We start from the raw sequence: 16,594 nt of genomic DNA on the forward strand, positions 1-16,594 counted from the left end.
GCGCCGGGCCGGGGCGGCTCAGCCCAGGGCGGCGGAGACCAGCGAGCGGGCCTCCTCCTGCACCTTGACCAGGTGGTCGGGTCCCTTGAAGGACTCGGCGTAGATCTTGTAGACGTCCTCGGTGCCGGACGGGCGGGCCGCGAACCAGGCGTTCTCCGTCGAGACCTTCACCCCGCCGAGCGCCGCGCCGTTGCCGGGGGCCGAGGTCTGCACCGCCGTGATCGGCTCGCCGGCCAGCGACGAGGCCGTCACCTGGTCGGCCGACAGCTTGGCCAGCACCGCCTTCTCCTCGCGGGTGGCGGGCGCGTCCACCCGGGCGTAGGCGGGCTCGCCGAAGCGTTCGGTGAGCCGGCGGTAGTGGGCGCTCGGCGACTCGCCGGTGACCGCCAGGATCTCCGAGGCCAGCAGGGCGAGGATCAGGCCGTCCTTGTCGGTGGACCAGGGCGAGCCGTCGCGCCGCAGGAAGGAGGCTCCCGCGCTCTCCTCGCCGCCGAAGCCGAGCGAGCCGTCGAGCAGCCCGGGGACGAACCACTTGAAACCGACCGGCACCTCGTACAGGCGCCGGCCCAGCGAGGCGGCGACCCGGTCGATCACGCCGCTGCTCACCATCGTCTTGCCGACCCCGGCGTCGGCGGGCCAGCCGTCGCGGTGGGCGTACAGGTAGGAGATGGCGACGGCCAGGTAGTGGTTGGGGTTCATCAGGCCGTCGGGCGTCACGACGCCGTGGCGGTCGGCGTCGGCGTCGTTGCCGGTGGCGATGTCGTACGACTGCCGCTGCGCGATCAGGGACGCCATCGCGTACGGCGAGGAGCAGTCCATGCGGATCTTGCCGTCCCAGTCGAGCGTCATGAACCGCCACGTGGGGTCGACCAGCGGGTTTACCACGGTCAGGTCGAGGCGGTGCCGTTCGGCGATCTCGCCCCAGTACGCCACGCTCGCCCCGCCCAGCGGGTCGGCCCCGATGCGTACCCCGGCCGACCTGATCGCGTCGAGGTCGACCACCGAGGGCAGGTCGTCGACGTACGTGCCGAGGAAGTCGTAACGGCCGGCCGCGGCGAGGGCCTTGGCGTAGGAGACGCGCGAGACGCCCTTCATGCCGTCGGCGAGCAACTGGTTGGCGCGGTCCTGGATCCAGGAGGTGGCGTCGGTGTCGGCGGGCCCGCCGTGCGGCGGGTTGTACTTGAAGCCGCCGTCGGAGGGCGGGTTGTGCGACGGCGTCACCACGACGCCGTCGGCGAGCCCGGACGCGCGGCCCCGGTTGTGGCGCAGGACGCTGTGCGAGACGGCGGGCGTCGGCGTGTAGCCGTCACGCGAGTCGATCAGCACCTCGACGCCGTTGGCCGCGAACACCTCCAGCGCCGAGACGCGGGCGGGCTCGGACAGCGCGTGCGTGTCGATGCCGAGGAACAGCGGCCCGTCGGTGCCCTGTGCCGCGCGGTATTCGCAGATGGCCTGGCTGGTGGCCAGGATGTGGTCCTCGTTGAAGGCCGTCCGCAGGGAGGAACCGCGGTGGCCCGACGTGCCGAACGCCACCCGCTGCGCCACCTCGGCGGGGTCGGGATGCAGGGCGTAGTAGGAGGTCACCAGCCGGGCGACGTCGACCAGGTCGGCGGGCTGGGCGGGCTGTCCTGCGCGATCGTGCGTCATGAGGCCACTTTACAAATCCGCCCCCTTCGGACGGGTGAGCGCGCCCGGCGGCGTGGGAAGATACAGGCGCGTCCGCCTCCAGAATGGAGTTCTGTTTCCATGCGTTTCGGATATTTCCTGAATGAACGGCAAGGGCCCGATCCGCTCGGCGCGCTCCGCGACGAGATCGCCCAGGCGGCCGACGACGGCTTCACCTCGGCCTGGTTGTCGCACATCTTCGGCCTCGACGCCCTCACCGCGCTGGCCGTGGCCGGCAGCCAGGTGCCCGGCATCGAGCTCGGCACCTCCGTCGTGCCCACCTACCCGCGTCACCCGGCGGCCCTGGCCCAGCAGGCGATGACCGCCAACGCCGCGCTCGGCGGCCGGCTGGTGGTCGGCATCGGCCTGTCCCACCAGGTCGTCATCGAGCACATGTTCGGCCTCAGCTTCGAGCGGCCCTACCGGCACATGAAGGAGTACCTCGACGTGCTGCTCCCGGCCTCCCGGGGCGAGCAGGTCAAGGCCGCGGGCGAGACGATCAAGGCCGACGTACGGCTCACCACGCCGGGCGCGGGCTTCCCGGTGCTCATCGCCGCGCTCGGCCCGCGCATGCTGAAGCTCGCCGGCACGGTGGCCGACGGCACGGTGTTGTGGATGACCGGCCCGAAGACGGTGGCCGAGCACGTCACCCCGACCATCACCGCCGCCGCGGCCGAGGCCGGGCGCGAGGCGCCGCGCGTCGTCTGCGCGCTGCCCGTCTGCGTCACCGACGACGCCGCGGGCGCGGTAGAGCGCGCCAACGAGATCTTCGCCGTCTACGGCTCGCTACCCTCCTACCGCGCCATGCTCGACCGCGAGGGCGCGGCCGGGCCGGGGAACGTGGCGGTCGTCGGCGACGAGGAGTCCGTGCTCGCCCAGCTCGAACGGCTGAGGCAGGCCGGGGTGACCGACTTCGTCGGCGCCACCTTCGCCAACCGGGAACGCACCCGTGAGCTGCTCATCGGCGCGTCGAAGGGTTCATAGGGGGACATCTCAATAAACTCCGGCAAGGTGAAGCGTTTGCTGCATGGCATAGACGTCTCCAACTGGCAGGGCTCCGTCGACTGGGCCGATCACGCCGACGCAGGGGTCTCCTTCGCCTTCGCCAAGGCCACCGAGGGCGGTGACTACACCGACAGGTGGTTCGCCCGCAACTGGAACGGCATGCGCGAGAGCTGGATGGTCTGCGGCGCGTACCACTTCGCCAGGCCCAAGGGCGACCCGATCGAGCACGCCCGGCACTTCCTGGCGGTGCTCAGGTCGGCGGGCGGCCTGCGCAGGGGCGACCTGGTGGCGCTCGACCTGGAGTCCGGCGACGGGCAGCGGCCCGAGCAGGTCGCCAGGTACGCCCGCCGCTGGTGCCACCACATCGAGCGGCACGCCGGCCTGCGGCCCTTCGTCTACACCTTCCCCTGGTTCGCCCGCGCGGGGAACTGCGCGGGCCTGGCCGAGTACCCGCTGTGGATCGCCTGCCCGGAGAAGGCGCGCGGCGAGCCCATCGTGCCCTCGCCATGGCGTGACTGGACGATTCACCAATATGCCAACAGCCCGCTCGACCGGAACCTCTTCCACGGGACCCGGCAGGACCTGACAAGGCTGGGGTTTCACCCGCGATAGCATCGGTGTTCACCATCGAACCAGCCTCGGTGCCGGGCATCGAGCGCGACCCAAGGGAGACATCGTGTCAGCCGAGCTACGCATCACCCTCGCCGGAGCCGAGCGTGTGGTCGCGGCCGGCACGACGGCCGGCGAGGCGCTGGAGGCCGACGGCCGCACGGTCGTCGCGGCCCGGGTCAACGGCGAGCCGCGCGACCTGGCCCACCCGCTGGCCCAGGACGACGTGGTCGAGCCGATCGAGGTCGCGAGCGAGGACGGCAGGGCCATCGTCCGCCACTCCACCGCGCACGTCATGGCCCAGGCCGTCCAGGAGCTGTTCCCCGAGGCCAAGCTGGGCATCGGCCCGCCCGTGGAGAACGGGTTCTACTACGACTTCGACGTCGCCCAGGCGTTCAACCCCGACGACCTCAAGCGCATCGAGAAGCGCATGCGGGAGATCGTCAAGCAGGGGCAGCTGTTCTCCCGCCGGGCCGTCAGCGACGAGCAGGCGCGCGAGGAGCTGGCGGGCGAGCCGTACAAACTGGAGCTGATCGGGCTCAAGGGCGGCGCGGCCGAGGAGGAGAGCGTCGAGGTCGGGGCCGGGCAGCTCACGATCTACGACAACCTCGACGCCAAGAGCGGCGAGCTGTGCTGGAAGGACCTGTGCCGGGGGCCGCACGTGCCCTCCACCCGGTCGATCCCGGCGTTCAAGCTCATGCGCACCGGCGGCGCCTACTGGCGCGGCAGCGAGAAGAACCCGCAGCTCCAGCGCATCTACGGCACCGCCTGGGAGTCCCGCGACAAGCAGGACGAATACCTCAAGCTGCTGGAGGAGGCCGAGCGGCGCGACCACCGCAGGCTGGGCGCCGAGCTCGACCTGTTCTCCTTCCCCGACGAGCTGGGCTCGGGCCTCGCTGTCTTCCACCCCAAGGGCGGCGTGATCCGCAAGGTGATGGAGGACTACTCGCGGCGCAGGCACGAGGAGTCCGGCTACGAGTTCGTCAACACCCCGCACATCACCAAGGAGAACCTCTACCAGGTCTCGGGCCACCTCGACTGGTACAAGGACGGGATGTTCCCGCCCATGGAGCTGGAGGGCGCCCGCTACTACCTCAAGCCGATGAACTGCCCGATGCACAACCTGATCTTCAGGGCGCGCGGGCGGTCCTACCGCGAGCTGCCGCTGCGGCTGTTCGAGTTCGGCACGGTCTACCGCTACGAGAAGTCGGGCGTGGTCCACGGCCTGACCCGGGTGCGCGGCCTGACCCAGGACGACGCGCACATCTACTGCAGCCGCGAGCAGATGCGCGACGAGCTGACCTCGCTGCTGCGCTTCGTGCTGGAGCTGCTGCGCGACTACGGTCTTGAGGACTTCTACCTGGAGCTGTCCACCAAGGACCCGGAGAAGTTCGTCGGCTCCGACGAGGTGTGGGAGGAGGCCACCGCGACGCTGCGCGAGGTGGCCGAGGCCGAGAACCTCCACCTGGTGATGGACCCGGGCGGCGCGGCCTTCTACGGGCCGAAGATCTCCGTCCAGGTGCGTGACGCCATCGGCCGCACCTGGCAGATGTCCACGATCCAGCTCGACTTCAACCTGCCCGAGCTGTTCGACCTGCAGTACCAGGCGGCCGACGGCTCCCGGCAGCAGCCGGTCATGATCCACCGGGCGCTGTTCGGCTCGGTCGAGCGTTTCTTCGGCATCCTGGTCGAGCACTACGCCGGGGCGTTCCCCGCGTGGCTGGCGCCGGTGCAGGTGATCGGCATCCCGATCGCCGACGCCCACGTGCCCTACCTCCAGGACGTCGCCAAGCGGCTGCGCGAGCGGGGCATCAGGGTCGAGGTCGACGCGGCCGACGACCGCATGCAGAAGAAGATCCGCAACGCGCAGAAGGCCAAGGTGCCGTTCATGTTGCTGGCCGGTGACGACGACATCGCGGGTGGCGCGGTGTCCTTCCGTTACCGCAACGGCGAGCAGAAGAACGGCGTGCCCGTCGAGGAGGCCATCGCCGAGATCGTCAACGCCGTGGAGCGCCGCGTCCAGGTGTGACGCGCGTCCGCCTGGCCTGAGCCGTTCTCCGGGCGGCTCAGGCCCGTCGGCGATCGGCCCGCTAGTAGCGGAACAGGCGGAACGGGATCGCCGGGTGGCCGCCGAAGCGTGCGGCCGCCTCCCGCGCGGAGCCCTCGATCAGCTCGCGGGCGTAGGCCTCCGGGTCCTGGTCGGTCAGGGCCTCGATGTAGGCGCGGTGCTCGACCAGTGACCGCACACCCCGCTCCAGGCCGCCGGTGACGTCGACGGCGTGGGTGGGGGAGTTGGAACCGGCGACGGCGACCCAGCGCACGCCGTTCCACGGCGGGGCCTCGGTGTCAGGAAATATCCAGCGATTTCCGGCGTCTCCGGCGGCGTCCAGCACGGCCCGGCCGACCGCCCGGTGATCGGGCGTGTTCCAGTACGTGCCACCCCACGTGTCGTCGGGGTTCAGGGTGATCACCAGTTCCGGACGGTGCCGGCGGATCGCGGCGGCGATGTCCCGCCTGAGCGCCGGGCCGTACTCGATCACCCCGTCGGCCTGGTCGAGGAACTCCACGACGTCCACCCCGACCACGGCCGCGCTGGCCCGTTCCTCGCGCTCGCGCACCGGGCCGCACTCGGCGGGGGCGATCGTGTCGATGCCCGCCTCACCCCGGGTGGCGATCAGGTAGGAGACCTCGCGCCCGGCGTCGGTCCAGGTGGCGACGGCGGCGGCGCAGCCGTACTCGAGGTCGTCGGGGTGCGCCACGACGGCCAGGGCACGCTGCCAGTCCTCGGGCATGGGTTCGAATCGATCTGCCATGCCCCCACCCTAGGGGGGCTCGTCCGGACCGGCTCACGGCCGGGAGGGCGGCCCTTCACCCGGGGTCCTATGCTGCTTGGTATGCACGATCAGGCAGGGGCCGGGGCCCCCGACAACTTCCAGCGGCTGTGGACCCCGCATCGGATGGCCTACATCAAGGGCGAGAACAAGCCGACGGGCACCGGTCCCGGCGACGGGTGCCCGTTCGACGCGATCCCCGCGATGGACGACGAGGACGGCCTGATCGTGGCCAGGGGCGAGGTCGTCTACGCGGTGCTCAACCTCTACCCGTACAACTCGGGCCACCTGATGGTCGTGCCCTTCCGGCACGTGTCCGACTACGACGAGCTGACCCCGGCCGAGGTGGCGGAGCTCGGCGAGTTCACCCAGCGGTCGCTGCGGGCGCTGCGCAAGGCCAGTGGCGCGCAGGGCTTCAACGTGGGCATGAACCTGGGCCACGTCGCTGGCGCCGGCATCGCCGCCCACCTGCACCAGCACGTGGTGCCGAGGTGGGGCGGCGACACGAACTTCATGCCGGTCGTGGCCCAGACGAAGGTGTTGCCCCAACTCCTGCGCGACACCCGGCAACTCCTGGCCGACGCCTGGGCAGACTAGCCGCGACCACCCCACACCGCCCCCGGACGGGCTCTGACCTCGACAGGCCCTGAGCGCGTCCGGTTTCGAACGTGCCCGGTTTCGAACGTGTCTGGAGCTCGCGGAATAACGCCATACCCCCCGGTGGTATTAAGGCGTGACCGAAGGAGTCCGTCATGCCACACGTGATCCGTAAGCCCGGCGTCCTCGGCGGGACCTCGCTCGCCGTCTTCCTCGCCGGCGTGCACTTCGTCAACGACGCCATCACCGCGATGCTCGGGGCCCTGCTGCCGACGTTGCAGGTGCGGTTCGGGCTCGGTCCGGCCCTGCTGGCCGTGCTCGTCGCCGTCTACTCGATCTCGTCGTCGGTCACCCAGCCGTTCTTCGGCGCGATGGCCGAGGACCGCAGCCTGCGCGTGGTCGGGGCGGCGGGGGTGCTCATGGCCTCGCTGTTCCTCAGCCTGATCGGCGTCGCGCCCGCGCCGGCGGCGGTCTTCGCCCTGCTGATCGTCGGCGTCGTGGGGGCGGCGGCGCTGCATCCCGTGGGCACGGCGGTGGCGGGCGGCCCCAGCGTGCCGAATCGAACGCTGGGCGTGGGACTGTTCACCGCCGGTGGGATGGCCGGGTTCGCCCTCGGGCCGGTGCTGATTCTCTCCGTGGTCTCGGCGTTCGGGGTCGAGGTCACGCCGTGGCTGATGGTGCCCGGCGTGCTGTTCGCCGTACTGGTCTTCCTGCTGCTGCCCGACTGGGAGCCGCACGGTCGCCGTCCGCTGCGTACGCTCTTCCGGTTCCGGCTGCTGCGCGGTCCCATCGGCGGGCTCACCCTGGCCACGAGCCTGGCGAGCCTGGCCTTCATGACCTTCACCAGCTCGATGCCCCTCTGGTTGGTCCGCGAGCACGGCGTGGCCGCCGCCGCCGGGCTGCTCGGCTGGACGCTCGCCGTGTTCTCGCTGGCCGCCGGGCTCGGCGCGCTGCTCGGAGGCGTGCTCGCGCCGCGTGTCGGCCGCCGGCCCGTGCTGATCGGCTCGCTCGCCGCCGCGCCGGTGCCGCTGATCGCGATCGTGACGCTCGAACCGGGCGGCGTCCCGTACTTCCTGGCCGCCGCGCTGGCCGGCGCCCTTCTGTACGTCGGCAGCCCGATCACCGTCGTCATCGCGCAGGACCTGGCGCCCGGTGAGCCGGCGAGCGCGGCGGGGATGGTGCTCGGGGTGTCCGCCGCGGTGGCGGGAGCGCTCTACGCGGCTCTGGGCTGGCTCCAGCAGGCCGCCGGGCTCGGCGTCGGCATGGTCACCGGCTTCGTACTGGCCGTCCCCGCGGCGCTGGTCGTCCTCATGGTGCTGCGGCGTCATCCGCAGGCCGGACGCTGACCCGGCGCCGCCCTAGTCGGCCGTACGGGCCAGATGGGCGGCGGCGGGAGCCTCCGCCGGCTGCTCGCGCCCGAGCGCGCCGATGCCCGCCGCGAGCAGCACGGGCACGGCCAGCGCCAGCGCCATCGACAACACCGCGGCCCCCGAGTCGTTGACCAGCATCCCGATCACCCCGCTGACGAGGGTGCCGATCAGCCCGGCGCGCAGCGCGGGGGAGTGCCGGAACGCCGCCGGCACCACGCCCGCGCTGGCCTGATCGGGCCGCAGGATCGCGTAGACGAGGAAGGCCACGGCCGCGATCACGATGGGCATGAGGTTGGGGCTGAGCAGCGTGGCCAGCATGGCCTGCAGCTTGCGGAAGATCACCTCGAACGCCTCGCCGCTGAGCACCTGGCCGACGAACCTGCCCAGGTGGGTCTGCTCGTCGGGCGGACGCAGGTAGTTGAGCACGGCGAACGTCATCACGATCACCGCCCCCGCCACACAGAACGCCCCCAGCTTCACGATCGACACCCGCTTGCCCGCCACCAGCAGCGCGGTCACCGCGATGCCCGGCACGAACGCGATCACGCCGCCGAAGTCGCTGCCCATGCCCGAGCCGCCCAGCACCATCGCGAACGCCCCGAGCACCACGATCGCGGCCACGCCGAGCCGCCCCGGCCACCGGTGGGCGATCACCGTGGTGGCCAGCAGCGTGCCGGTGGCCAGCAGCGCGAACGGGATGTTGCCCAGGCCGTAGTAGCGGGCCCCGACCTCGGCGCTGTAGCCCATCACGCTGTTGAGCTGCAACGTCGTACCGGTGAGCAGGTCACCGGCGAGCGTGACGGCGGTGACCCCGGCCACCACGGCGAGCGGGCCGAGCGGACGGCGCCGCCAGGGGCCGCCGAAGGCCAGCGCGGTGACGGCGACGACCCAGCCGAGCACCCCGGCGATCAGCTGGGGCAGGCTCGACCAGGGCAGCAGGTTGACCAGGTAGCTGGAGACGGGCAGGGCGGCCAGCGCGACCGCCGCGAGGCGCACCGGCGACAGGCCCTTGCGCCGGCGCAGCAGCAGGAACGCGATCACGTAGAACAGCACCTGCAACACCGCGACGACGGTGAAGTAGATGCCCTTGACCGAGCGGATGGCCTGGGCGGTGTCGTCGCCCCGCCGCAGCCGGTCGATCGTCGCGCCCGGCTCGCCCACCTGCAGCGGCACGCCGATGACCGTGGCCGGCGCCGGTACGCCGAGCTTGGCCAGCACGGTCGCGGTCAGGTCGGGCAGGATCGAGATGTCGGCCCGGCGGGTCGAGGCCGCGCCGAGCAGCCGCCCCTGCGCCCCGGCCTCCAGCAGCGCGGCCACCCGCAGGTGGGGCACCGAACCGTGGTCGGACAGGCCCGCCAGCAGCACGGTGGTGCCGGCCGGCAGGACCGACAGCAGCGCGCCCGCCTTGGCGTCGGCCAGCCGCAGCGCGTCGCGGCGCTCCCGCGGGCCGAGCTGCTCGGGCACCTTGGGCAGCTTGCCGCTGGTCAGGTAGGGGTGGACGAGGTCGTCGACGTCCATGGCGATCATCGGGCACTGCTCCAGATCGGCCGTCCTGACCTGGAGCGGGGAGGCGTGGTAGCGCGGCACCGCGCCCTGCCGGTCGGCCAGCGCGAGCGCCGCGCCGGGGCCGATCGCGATCGAGCAGCGGCCGGCCGCCTTCAGCGTCTCGCCCAGAATGCCGGCGTTGCGCTGCCCGGCCACGTCGATGAGGTAGCGGTAGTCGGGGATGACCGCCCCGGCGCCCCGCGTCTCGGGGGCGGGTGGCGCGCCGCAGGCGTATCCGGCGGCCGATCTGGTGCCCGCCGACACGGTGAGCCAGCCGTCGTACGGGCAGGTGATGTTGCTGACCGTACGGACCGACAGCGAGCCGATCGCGCTGCCGCGTGTCAGCTCCCACAGGTTGGGGGCGTCGGCCTGGGTGACGTCGTCCCAGGCGAGGCCGGGGACGCCGATGAGCGCCACCCTGCCGGTGTCGCGCGCCACGCCGTCGGCGGTGGCCGGGCCCTGAAGGCCGAGCAGTACGGAACCGGCCAGAACGGCCAGCACGACGAGCGCGCGCCTCACCCGAGGACCTCCAGCGATCGATGATGTCCGTGGCACGCCAGAGCACATCATGATCCGGCGCCACCGGTTCCCCTACCTTCTCACGGGCCGGGAGGCGCGCGGGGCGCTTCAGCCGCCTACGGGGGTGAGCCAGTGGCGGTAGCGGTCGTCGCGGCCGTGCACGGCGGCCTCGTAGGCGTCGATCAGCTTGCCCGTGACCGGGCCGGGGCCGCCCAGCTCGCAGTGGTCGACCGCGCTGACGTGCACGATCCCGGCCGCGGTGCCGCAGACGAAGACCTCGTCGGCGGTGTAGAGGTCGGTGCGCAGCAGGTCCTGCCTGGACACGGTCAGCCCGAGGTCGGCCGCCAGCCGTCCGACGGTGTCCTGCGTGATGCCCTCCAGCGCGCCCGCGTGCGGCGGGGGCGTGGCGAGGACGCCGTCGCGCACGACGAACACGTTGGCGCCGGTGCACTCGCTGACGTTGCCGGCCGCGTTCAGCAGCACCGCCTCGTCGTAGCCCGCCTGGAGGGCCTCGGCCTTGGCCATCACCGAGTTCAGGTAGGGGCCGGTGGCCTTGGCCGCGGTCGGCACCACCCGGTGGTCGTTACGCTGCCACGAGCTGGTCATGAGCCGCACGCCCGAGTCGAGAAGCGCCCCCCACTCCCAGGACGCGATCGACACCACCGTCGGGCAGGCGCGCGCCGCCACGCCCATCTCGCCGTAGCCGCGGTGCGCCAGGTGGCGGATGTAGCAGGAGGACTGGCCGTTGGCGGCGACCGTGGCGAGCGTGGCCGCGCGCAACTCGTCCAGCGTGTACGGCAGCGGCATCCCGATGATCCGCGCGCTGCGCTCCAGCCGTCGCAGGTGCTCGTCGAGCCGGAAGACTGCCGGGCCCGAGGGCGTGTCGAAGGCCCTGGTGCCCTCCAGTACGGCGGTGCCGTAGTGCAGGGCGTGCGTCAGGACGTGCACACGGGCCTCGGCCCAGGGGACCAGCTCTCCGTCCATCCAGATGTGCTCGGCTTCCCGCATCGTGCCGCTCCTCCCCGTAAATGGCCACCAACAAGCACAACAAGTAGGCCAATTCATTGATAAGTGGCACAATATCGGGATAATAGTGGCGTGGGAAGAGAAGAGAACCTTGTCACCCTGCTCCGCGACCGGCTCCGGCTGCACCAGGGCCCGGCCGGCCGCCGGCTCGCGGGCGCGCTGACCGACCTGGCCCAGACCGGCGCCATCACCCCGGGCACCCGGCTGCCGTCCGAACGCGACCTGGCCCAGGCGGTCGGGCTCAGCCGCGGTACGGTGGCGGCCGCCTTCAACGCCCTGTGCGAGGAGGGCCTGTGCGAACGCCGCCAGGGCAGCGGCACGTACGTGCTGGGCGTCCCGACGTTCGGCGGCCTGCTCCAGGGCGGCGCGGTGCTGGCCGACCTGTCCACCTCGGTCGTCCCCGACCCCTCGCACCTGGCGGTGCCCGCGCTGCTGGCCGGCGACCTGATGCGCGCGCCGAGCGGCCACGGCTACGACGCCATGGGCGACTCCCGCCTGCGCGCCGTACTGGCCGCGGCGGAACGCGGGCCGCACCGGGAGATCCTGGTGACCTCCGGCGCCCAGCAGGGCATCGACCTGGCGGCCCGGGTGTTGTTGCGGCCCGGCGACCGCGTGCTGGTCGGCGACCCGGCGTATGGGGGAGCGCTCAGCGTGTTCCGGCGGGCGGGGGCCCACGCCGTGCCCGTGGACCTCGCCGTCCCCGCCGCGGTGGAGGACGCGCTCGCCCGCCACCGCCCGGCCGCCGTGTTCACGCTCCCCGTGGACAACCCCACCGGCCGCGTGTCCGACCTGCGGCACGTGGCCGAGCTGGCCGCCGCCGCGGACGTCCCGCTGGTCGAGGACCGTACGCTGGCCTCCCTCGTGCACGACGGCGGGCCGTCGCCGGAGCCGCTGGCCCTGGCCCACCCGTACGGCACGGTGACGGTGGGCTCGTTGTCGAAGGTGCTCTGGGGCGGCCTGCGGGTGGGCTGGCTGACGGCCCCGGAACCGCTGCTGGCCCGCCTGCTGGAGGCCAAGCTCGACGCCGACCTGGCGACCAGCGCCGTCTCCCAGCGGCTGGCCGTCGACCTCCTCGACGGCGACCCCGTGACGCCCTGGCTGGCCGAGCTGACCCGCCGCCGCGACCACTTCACCGCCGCCCTGTCCGCGCGTCTGCCGGAGTGGACCTGGTCACGTCCGCAGGGCGGGCTGTCGGTGTGGGCCCGGCTGCCCGGCGCCGACACCGACAGGTTCGCCGTGGCCGCCCGCGAGCACGGCGTGGCGGTGGCCCCCGGCTCCCTGTTCTCCCCGGACGGCCGCCACCGCGACCGCCTGCGCCTCAGCTTCGCCCTGCCGCCGGCCCTCCTGGACCAGGCGGTCGCGGCCCTCGCCCGTACCTGGACGGAGACCGGCCCCCCTCACCGGCCGGACCGTGACGGCCTCAGCCCGTCTTGACCTTGACCGCCTTGCTCTCGTGGTGCGTCCGGTCGAGCGAGGTGATCAGGTACGTCCCCGGCTCCTTGGCCGTGTACGAGGCGTCCGTCACCACGGCCACCAGGTTGCGGGCGTCGGTGGTGTGGCATGTCTTGCCCGACTTCGGCACCCGGTAGACCGCGTAGGCCCGCGCCCCGTCGGACGGCTTCCACGAGACGGTGGAGCCGGCCGCCTTGGCGTCGGCCGGCGTGGCCGGGGCCTCGCCGCCGCGGTCGTCCATGAGCGGGATCAGCGCCGGGCGGCTGTAGTGCTCCTTGGCCACGAGGTCGATCGCCCCGAGCGGGTTGGTCAGGAGCTGCTTGGCGCTGAAGTAGATGTCGCCGTCGACCTGCTTGTAGCGCTGGTTGATCGTCAGGTGCGCCGACAGCTCGCCCGGTCTGGCCCAGGCCGGGTTGGTCTTGGTGCCGACCTGGTAGAGCGCCTGGCCGATGTAGAGCTGGACGTCGGTGTCCTCGACCGCGCCGGCCCACCAGGACGTCAGCGCCTTGTAGTCGGCCGCCTTGAAGCCGCGCGGCCAGTAGAGCTGCGGGGCCACGTAGTCGACGGTGCCGGCCTTGATCCAGGCCCGCGCGTCGGCGTAGATCGAGTCGTAGGCGGACATGCCGGCCGTGGCGGACCCGTCGGGGTCGTTGGACTTGTTGCGCCAGATCCCGAACGGGCTGATGCCGAACTTCACGTGGTTCTTCGTGTCGTGGACGGCCTGGTCGACCTGGGCCACGAGCTTGTTGACGTTGCCCCGCCGCCAGTCGGCCAGCTTCTGGTCCTTGCCGTACTTGGCGAAGGCCGCCTTGTCGTCGAAGGTGCCGCCGCCGCCCGGGTAGGGGTAGAAGTAGTCGTCGAAGTGCACGCCGTCGACGTCGTAGCGGCTGACCACGTCGGTGATGACCTTCGTGACGTGCTCGCGCACCTGCGGCAGGCCGGGGTTGTAGTAGAGGCCGCCGCCGTACTTGACCGTCCAGTCGCGGTGCTTGCGGGCCGGGTGGTCGGCCGGGAGCTTGGACACGTCGGCGCTCTCGGCGGCGCGGTAGGGGTTGAACCAGGCGTGGAACTCCAGGTTGCGCTTGTGTGCCTCCTCGATGAGGAACGGCAGCGGGTCCCAGCCCGGGTCCTTGCCCGGGGTGCCCGTCAGGTACTGGGACCAGGGCTCCAGCGAGGACCGGTAGAGCGCGTCGGACGCGGGTCGCACCTGGACGAAGACGGCGTTGAGATTGCGCTTGACGGCGCTGTCGAGGATCTTGACGTACTCGGCCTTCTGGCGGGCCTGGCCGAGGCCGGCGCGGGAGGGCCAGTCGATGTTCTTGACCGTCGCGATCCACACCCCGCGCAACTGGCGCTTGGGGTAGCGGGGATCGGCCTTGCAGGCCGCCGCCTCGGCGGCGTCGGTGGCGGTGGTCGTCGTCTTCTTGGTCGCTGCGGGGCTCTCGGTCGCGCCGGGGCCGAACACGTAGGCGGCGCTGGTGGTCACGACCGCGAGGGCTGCAGCGGCTAGGAGTGGGCGTCCAGTTCGCATAGTGCAACCCAGTTTGACATCTGCTCCTACGTGATCGGACCTGAAAAAAGAAATGAAGTCGTGATGCTTCTGTTACGAAACGGCAGGCAGGTGATGAAACGGGCGGGCCGGGAGGGACACGTTCCCCTCCCGGCGCTCCAAACCGCATCCAGTGTCACTCCGTGGCCGCGACCTTGCTCGCCAGGTTCGGCGGCAGCGGCTCGTAACGCAGGAACGTACGCGTGAACGAGCCGGTGCCGTGCGACATCGAACGCAGGTCGATCGCGTACCGGGTGATCTCCAGTTCGGGCACCTCGGCCTTGACCAGCGTGCGCCCGGTGCCCACCGGCTCGGTGCCGAGCACGCGCCCGCGCCGCGAGGACAGGTCGGACATCACCGAGCCCACATGGTCGTCGGCCACCAGCACCGACAGCTCGTCCACCGGCTCCAGCAGCAGTGTCGGCACCTTCGCCGCCGCCTCCTTCAGCGCGAGCTGACCGGCGATCTGGAAGGCCATGTCGGAGGAGTCGACCGAGTGGGCCTTGCCGTCGTAGAGCGTGACGCGTACGTCCACCATGGGGTAGCCGGCCACCACTCCGCGTTCCATCTGGGCCCGCACGCCCTTCTCCACCGACGGGATGAACTGCCGGGGCACCACCCCGCCGACGATCTTGTCCACGAACTCGAACCCGCCGCCCGAGGGCAGGGGCTCGACCTCCAGGTGGCAGATCGCGTACTGGCCGTGGCCGCCGGTCTGCTTGACGTTGCGGCCCATCGCCTGGCACCTGCCGCCGAACGTCTCGCGCAGCGGCACCCGCAGCTCGATCCGCTCGACCTCGACGCCGTGGCGGTTGGCCAGGCGGTCGAGCAGCACGTCGGTGTGCGCCTCGCCCATGCACCACAACACGAGCTGCCGGGTCTCGGCGTTGTTCTCCAGCCGCAGCGTCGGGTCCTCGGCCACGAGCCTGCCGAGCGCCTGGGCCAGTTTGTCCTCGTCGGCCTTCGACCTGGCCCTGATCGCGACCGGCAGCAGCGGGTCGGGCATCTGCCAGGAGGTCATCAGCAGCGGCCGGTCCACCTCCGACAGGGTGTCGCCGGTCTCGGCGCGCGACAGCTTGGCCACCGCCACGATGTCGCCGGCCGAGCCCTTGGCCGCCGGGCGCTGGGTCTTGCCGAGCGGGCTGGTCAGCGTGCCGATGCGCTCGTCCACGTCGTGGTCCTCGTGCCCGCGGTCGGCCAGGCCGTGGCCGGAGACGTGCACGGTCATGTCGGGACGCAGCGTGCCGGAGAAGACGCGTACGAGGCTGATGCGGCCCACGTACGGGTCGCTGGTGGTCTTGACGACCTCGGCCACGAGCGGGCCGTCGGGGTCGCACGCGATGCCGTCGACCGGTTTGCCGGACAGGTCGGTGATCTCGGGCATCGGGTGTTCGAGTGGCGAGGGGAAGCCCTGGGTCACCAGCTCCAGCAGCTCCGTCATGCCCACGGCGTGGCCGTCGCCGAGCCCGCTGCACAGCACCGGGTAGAAGCTGCCGCGCGCGACCGCCTTCTCCAGGTCGTCCACCAGGACCTTGGTGTCGATGGGGTCGCCCTCCAGGTAGCGCTCCATGAGCGACTCGTCCTCGCTCTCCTGGATGACCCCCTCGATCAGCTCGCCGCGCCGCTCCTCGATCTGGGCCTCGTACTCGGCGCCGGGCTCCTTCTCGGTGCGGGTGCCGGTCGCGTAGTTGTAGAACTTCTGCGACAGCAGCCCGATCAGGCCGTTGACGTGCCCGTTGGTGATCACCGGCAGGTAGAGCGGGGCGACGCCGTCGCCGAAGACGTCCTGGCAGGTGGTCAGCACGTCGTCGAAGTCGGCGCGCTGGTGGTCGATCTTGGTGATCACGACCGCCCTGGGCATGCCGACGCGGGAGCACTCCTCCCAGAGCATCTGCGTGAGGCCGTCGATGCCCTCGGAGGCCGACACGACGAACAGGGCGGCATCGGCCGCGCGCAGACCGGCGCGCAGGTCGCCCACGAAGTCGGCGTATCCCGGGGTGTCGAGCAGGTTGATCTTGATGCCGTTGTGCACGAGCGGCGTCAGCGCCAGGTTGACCGAGCGCTGCTGCCGGACCTCGACCTCGTCGAAGTCGCTGGCGGTGTTGCCGTCCTCGACCCGGCCCGCCCGCTGGATGGTGCCCGTCGCGGCCAGCAGTTGCTCGACCAGGGTGGTCTTGCCCGCTCCTGAGTGGCCGACCAGCACGACATTGCGTATCGCATCCGCCCTGTCGGCCGTGGGTGCCCTGCCCGCGGCTCCCATGGCCCCGCCAGAGTTCCTTTCCGCCACTTCGCCTCCCGCGTCGTCGGTATGAGTCCAACGCCGCGCCCGCGCGGAGGGTGACAGAAACCGCATGGACGCGGTGTGTTCACCAAATACCCCTGTGGCGAATATCACAAGGGGTGCGGGGCAAAGAAAGTGGCCGCTC

Annotated in this window: 12 protein-coding genes; 6 read left to right on the plus strand and 6 right to left on the minus strand. The window is 71.7% G+C overall.

Annotation, left to right across the window (positions count from 1 at the left end):
- Nucleotides 1-18 precede the first annotated feature (18 nt).
- Nucleotides 19-1,647: a phosphoglucomutase (alpha-D-glucose-1,6-bisphosphate-dependent) gene (gene pgm, locus DMB42_RS17005; RefSeq protein ID WP_125635577.1), complete on the minus strand. Its 1,629-nt coding sequence runs from the start codon at nucleotides 1,645-1,647 to the stop codon at nucleotides 19-21.
- Between the two features lie 99 nt (nucleotides 1,648-1,746).
- Here pgm and DMB42_RS17010 point away from each other — a divergent pair, with 99 nt between their 5' ends.
- The 3 genes from DMB42_RS17010 (at nucleotide 1,747) to thrS (ending at nucleotide 5,308) form a co-directional block, all read left to right on the plus strand.
- Nucleotides 1,747-2,649 carry a TIGR03564 family F420-dependent LLM class oxidoreductase gene (locus DMB42_RS17010; protein ID WP_125635579.1) on the plus strand — a complete coding sequence of 301 codons (903 nt, stop codon included), beginning with the start codon at nucleotides 1,747-1,749 and terminating at the stop codon, nucleotides 2,647-2,649.
- Between the two features lie 27 nt (nucleotides 2,650-2,676).
- The gene (locus tag DMB42_RS17015) at nucleotides 2,677-3,282 is read left to right on the plus strand and encodes a glycoside hydrolase family 25 protein (RefSeq protein WP_185844695.1); all 606 of its coding nucleotides are present in this window, start codon (nucleotides 2,677-2,679) and stop codon (nucleotides 3,280-3,282) included.
- 64 nt (nucleotides 3,283-3,346) lie between these two features.
- Complete coding sequence (gene thrS / locus DMB42_RS17020; protein ID WP_125635583.1) at nucleotides 3,347-5,308, plus strand: threonine--tRNA ligase; 1,962 nt, start codon at nucleotides 3,347-3,349, stop codon at nucleotides 5,306-5,308.
- 61 nt (nucleotides 5,309-5,369) lie between these two features.
- Here the strand turns inward: thrS and DMB42_RS17025 are convergent, their stop codons facing one another.
- Entirely contained in the window at nucleotides 5,370-6,092 is a 723-nt protein-coding gene (locus DMB42_RS17025; protein WP_221762189.1) for a PIG-L deacetylase family protein, read from the minus strand.
- Nucleotides 6,093-6,173: 81 nt separating this feature from the next.
- On the opposite strand from DMB42_RS17025, the gene DMB42_RS17030 reads away from it, so the two are divergent.
- Nucleotides 6,174-6,707 carry an HIT domain-containing protein gene (locus tag DMB42_RS17030; protein ID WP_260477744.1) on the plus strand — a complete coding sequence of 178 codons (534 nt, stop codon included), beginning with the start codon at nucleotides 6,174-6,176 and terminating at the stop codon, nucleotides 6,705-6,707.
- 155 nt (nucleotides 6,708-6,862) lie between these two features.
- Nucleotides 6,863-8,053: an MFS transporter gene (locus tag DMB42_RS17035; RefSeq protein ID WP_125635587.1), complete on the plus strand. Its 1,191-nt coding sequence runs from the start codon at nucleotides 6,863-6,865 to the stop codon at nucleotides 8,051-8,053.
- A gap of 12 nt (nucleotides 8,054-8,065) precedes the next feature.
- Here the strand turns inward: DMB42_RS17035 and DMB42_RS17040 are convergent, their stop codons facing one another.
- Nucleotides 8,066-10,141 carry a hypothetical protein gene (locus DMB42_RS17040; RefSeq protein WP_185844696.1) on the minus strand — a complete coding sequence of 692 codons (2,076 nt, stop codon included), beginning with the start codon at nucleotides 10,139-10,141 and terminating at the stop codon, nucleotides 8,066-8,068.
- Between the two features lie 108 nt (nucleotides 10,142-10,249).
- Nucleotides 10,250-11,149 carry a branched-chain amino acid transaminase gene (locus tag DMB42_RS17045; protein WP_125635588.1) on the minus strand — a complete coding sequence of 300 codons (900 nt, stop codon included), beginning with the start codon at nucleotides 11,147-11,149 and terminating at the stop codon, nucleotides 10,250-10,252.
- Nucleotides 11,150-11,239: 90 nt separating this feature from the next.
- Between DMB42_RS17045 and DMB42_RS17050 the strand changes: the two genes are divergently transcribed.
- Nucleotides 11,240-12,601 carry a PLP-dependent aminotransferase family protein gene (locus DMB42_RS17050; protein WP_125635590.1) on the plus strand — a complete coding sequence of 454 codons (1,362 nt, stop codon included), beginning with the start codon at nucleotides 11,240-11,242 and terminating at the stop codon, nucleotides 12,599-12,601.
- On the opposite strand, the gene DMB42_RS17055 is transcribed toward DMB42_RS17050, so the two are convergent.
- Nucleotides 12,588-14,105, minus strand: coding sequence for a glycoside hydrolase family 10 protein (locus tag DMB42_RS17055; RefSeq protein WP_260477745.1), 1,518 nt, complete (start codon nucleotides 14,103-14,105; stop codon nucleotides 12,588-12,590). The two genes, DMB42_RS17050 and DMB42_RS17055, sit on opposite strands and share 14 nt — an antisense overlap.
- A 199-nt stretch (nucleotides 14,106-14,304) precedes the next feature.
- Complete coding sequence (locus DMB42_RS17060; RefSeq protein WP_125635594.1) at nucleotides 14,305-16,428, minus strand: elongation factor G-like protein EF-G2; 2,124 nt, start codon at nucleotides 16,426-16,428, stop codon at nucleotides 14,305-14,307.
- Between the last annotated feature and the right edge of the window lie 166 nt (nucleotides 16,429-16,594).

The organism is Nonomuraea sp. WAC 01424, from assembly GCF_003947315.1.
Lineage (GTDB): Bacteria > Actinomycetota > Actinomycetes > Streptosporangiales > Streptosporangiaceae > Nonomuraea > Nonomuraea spiralis.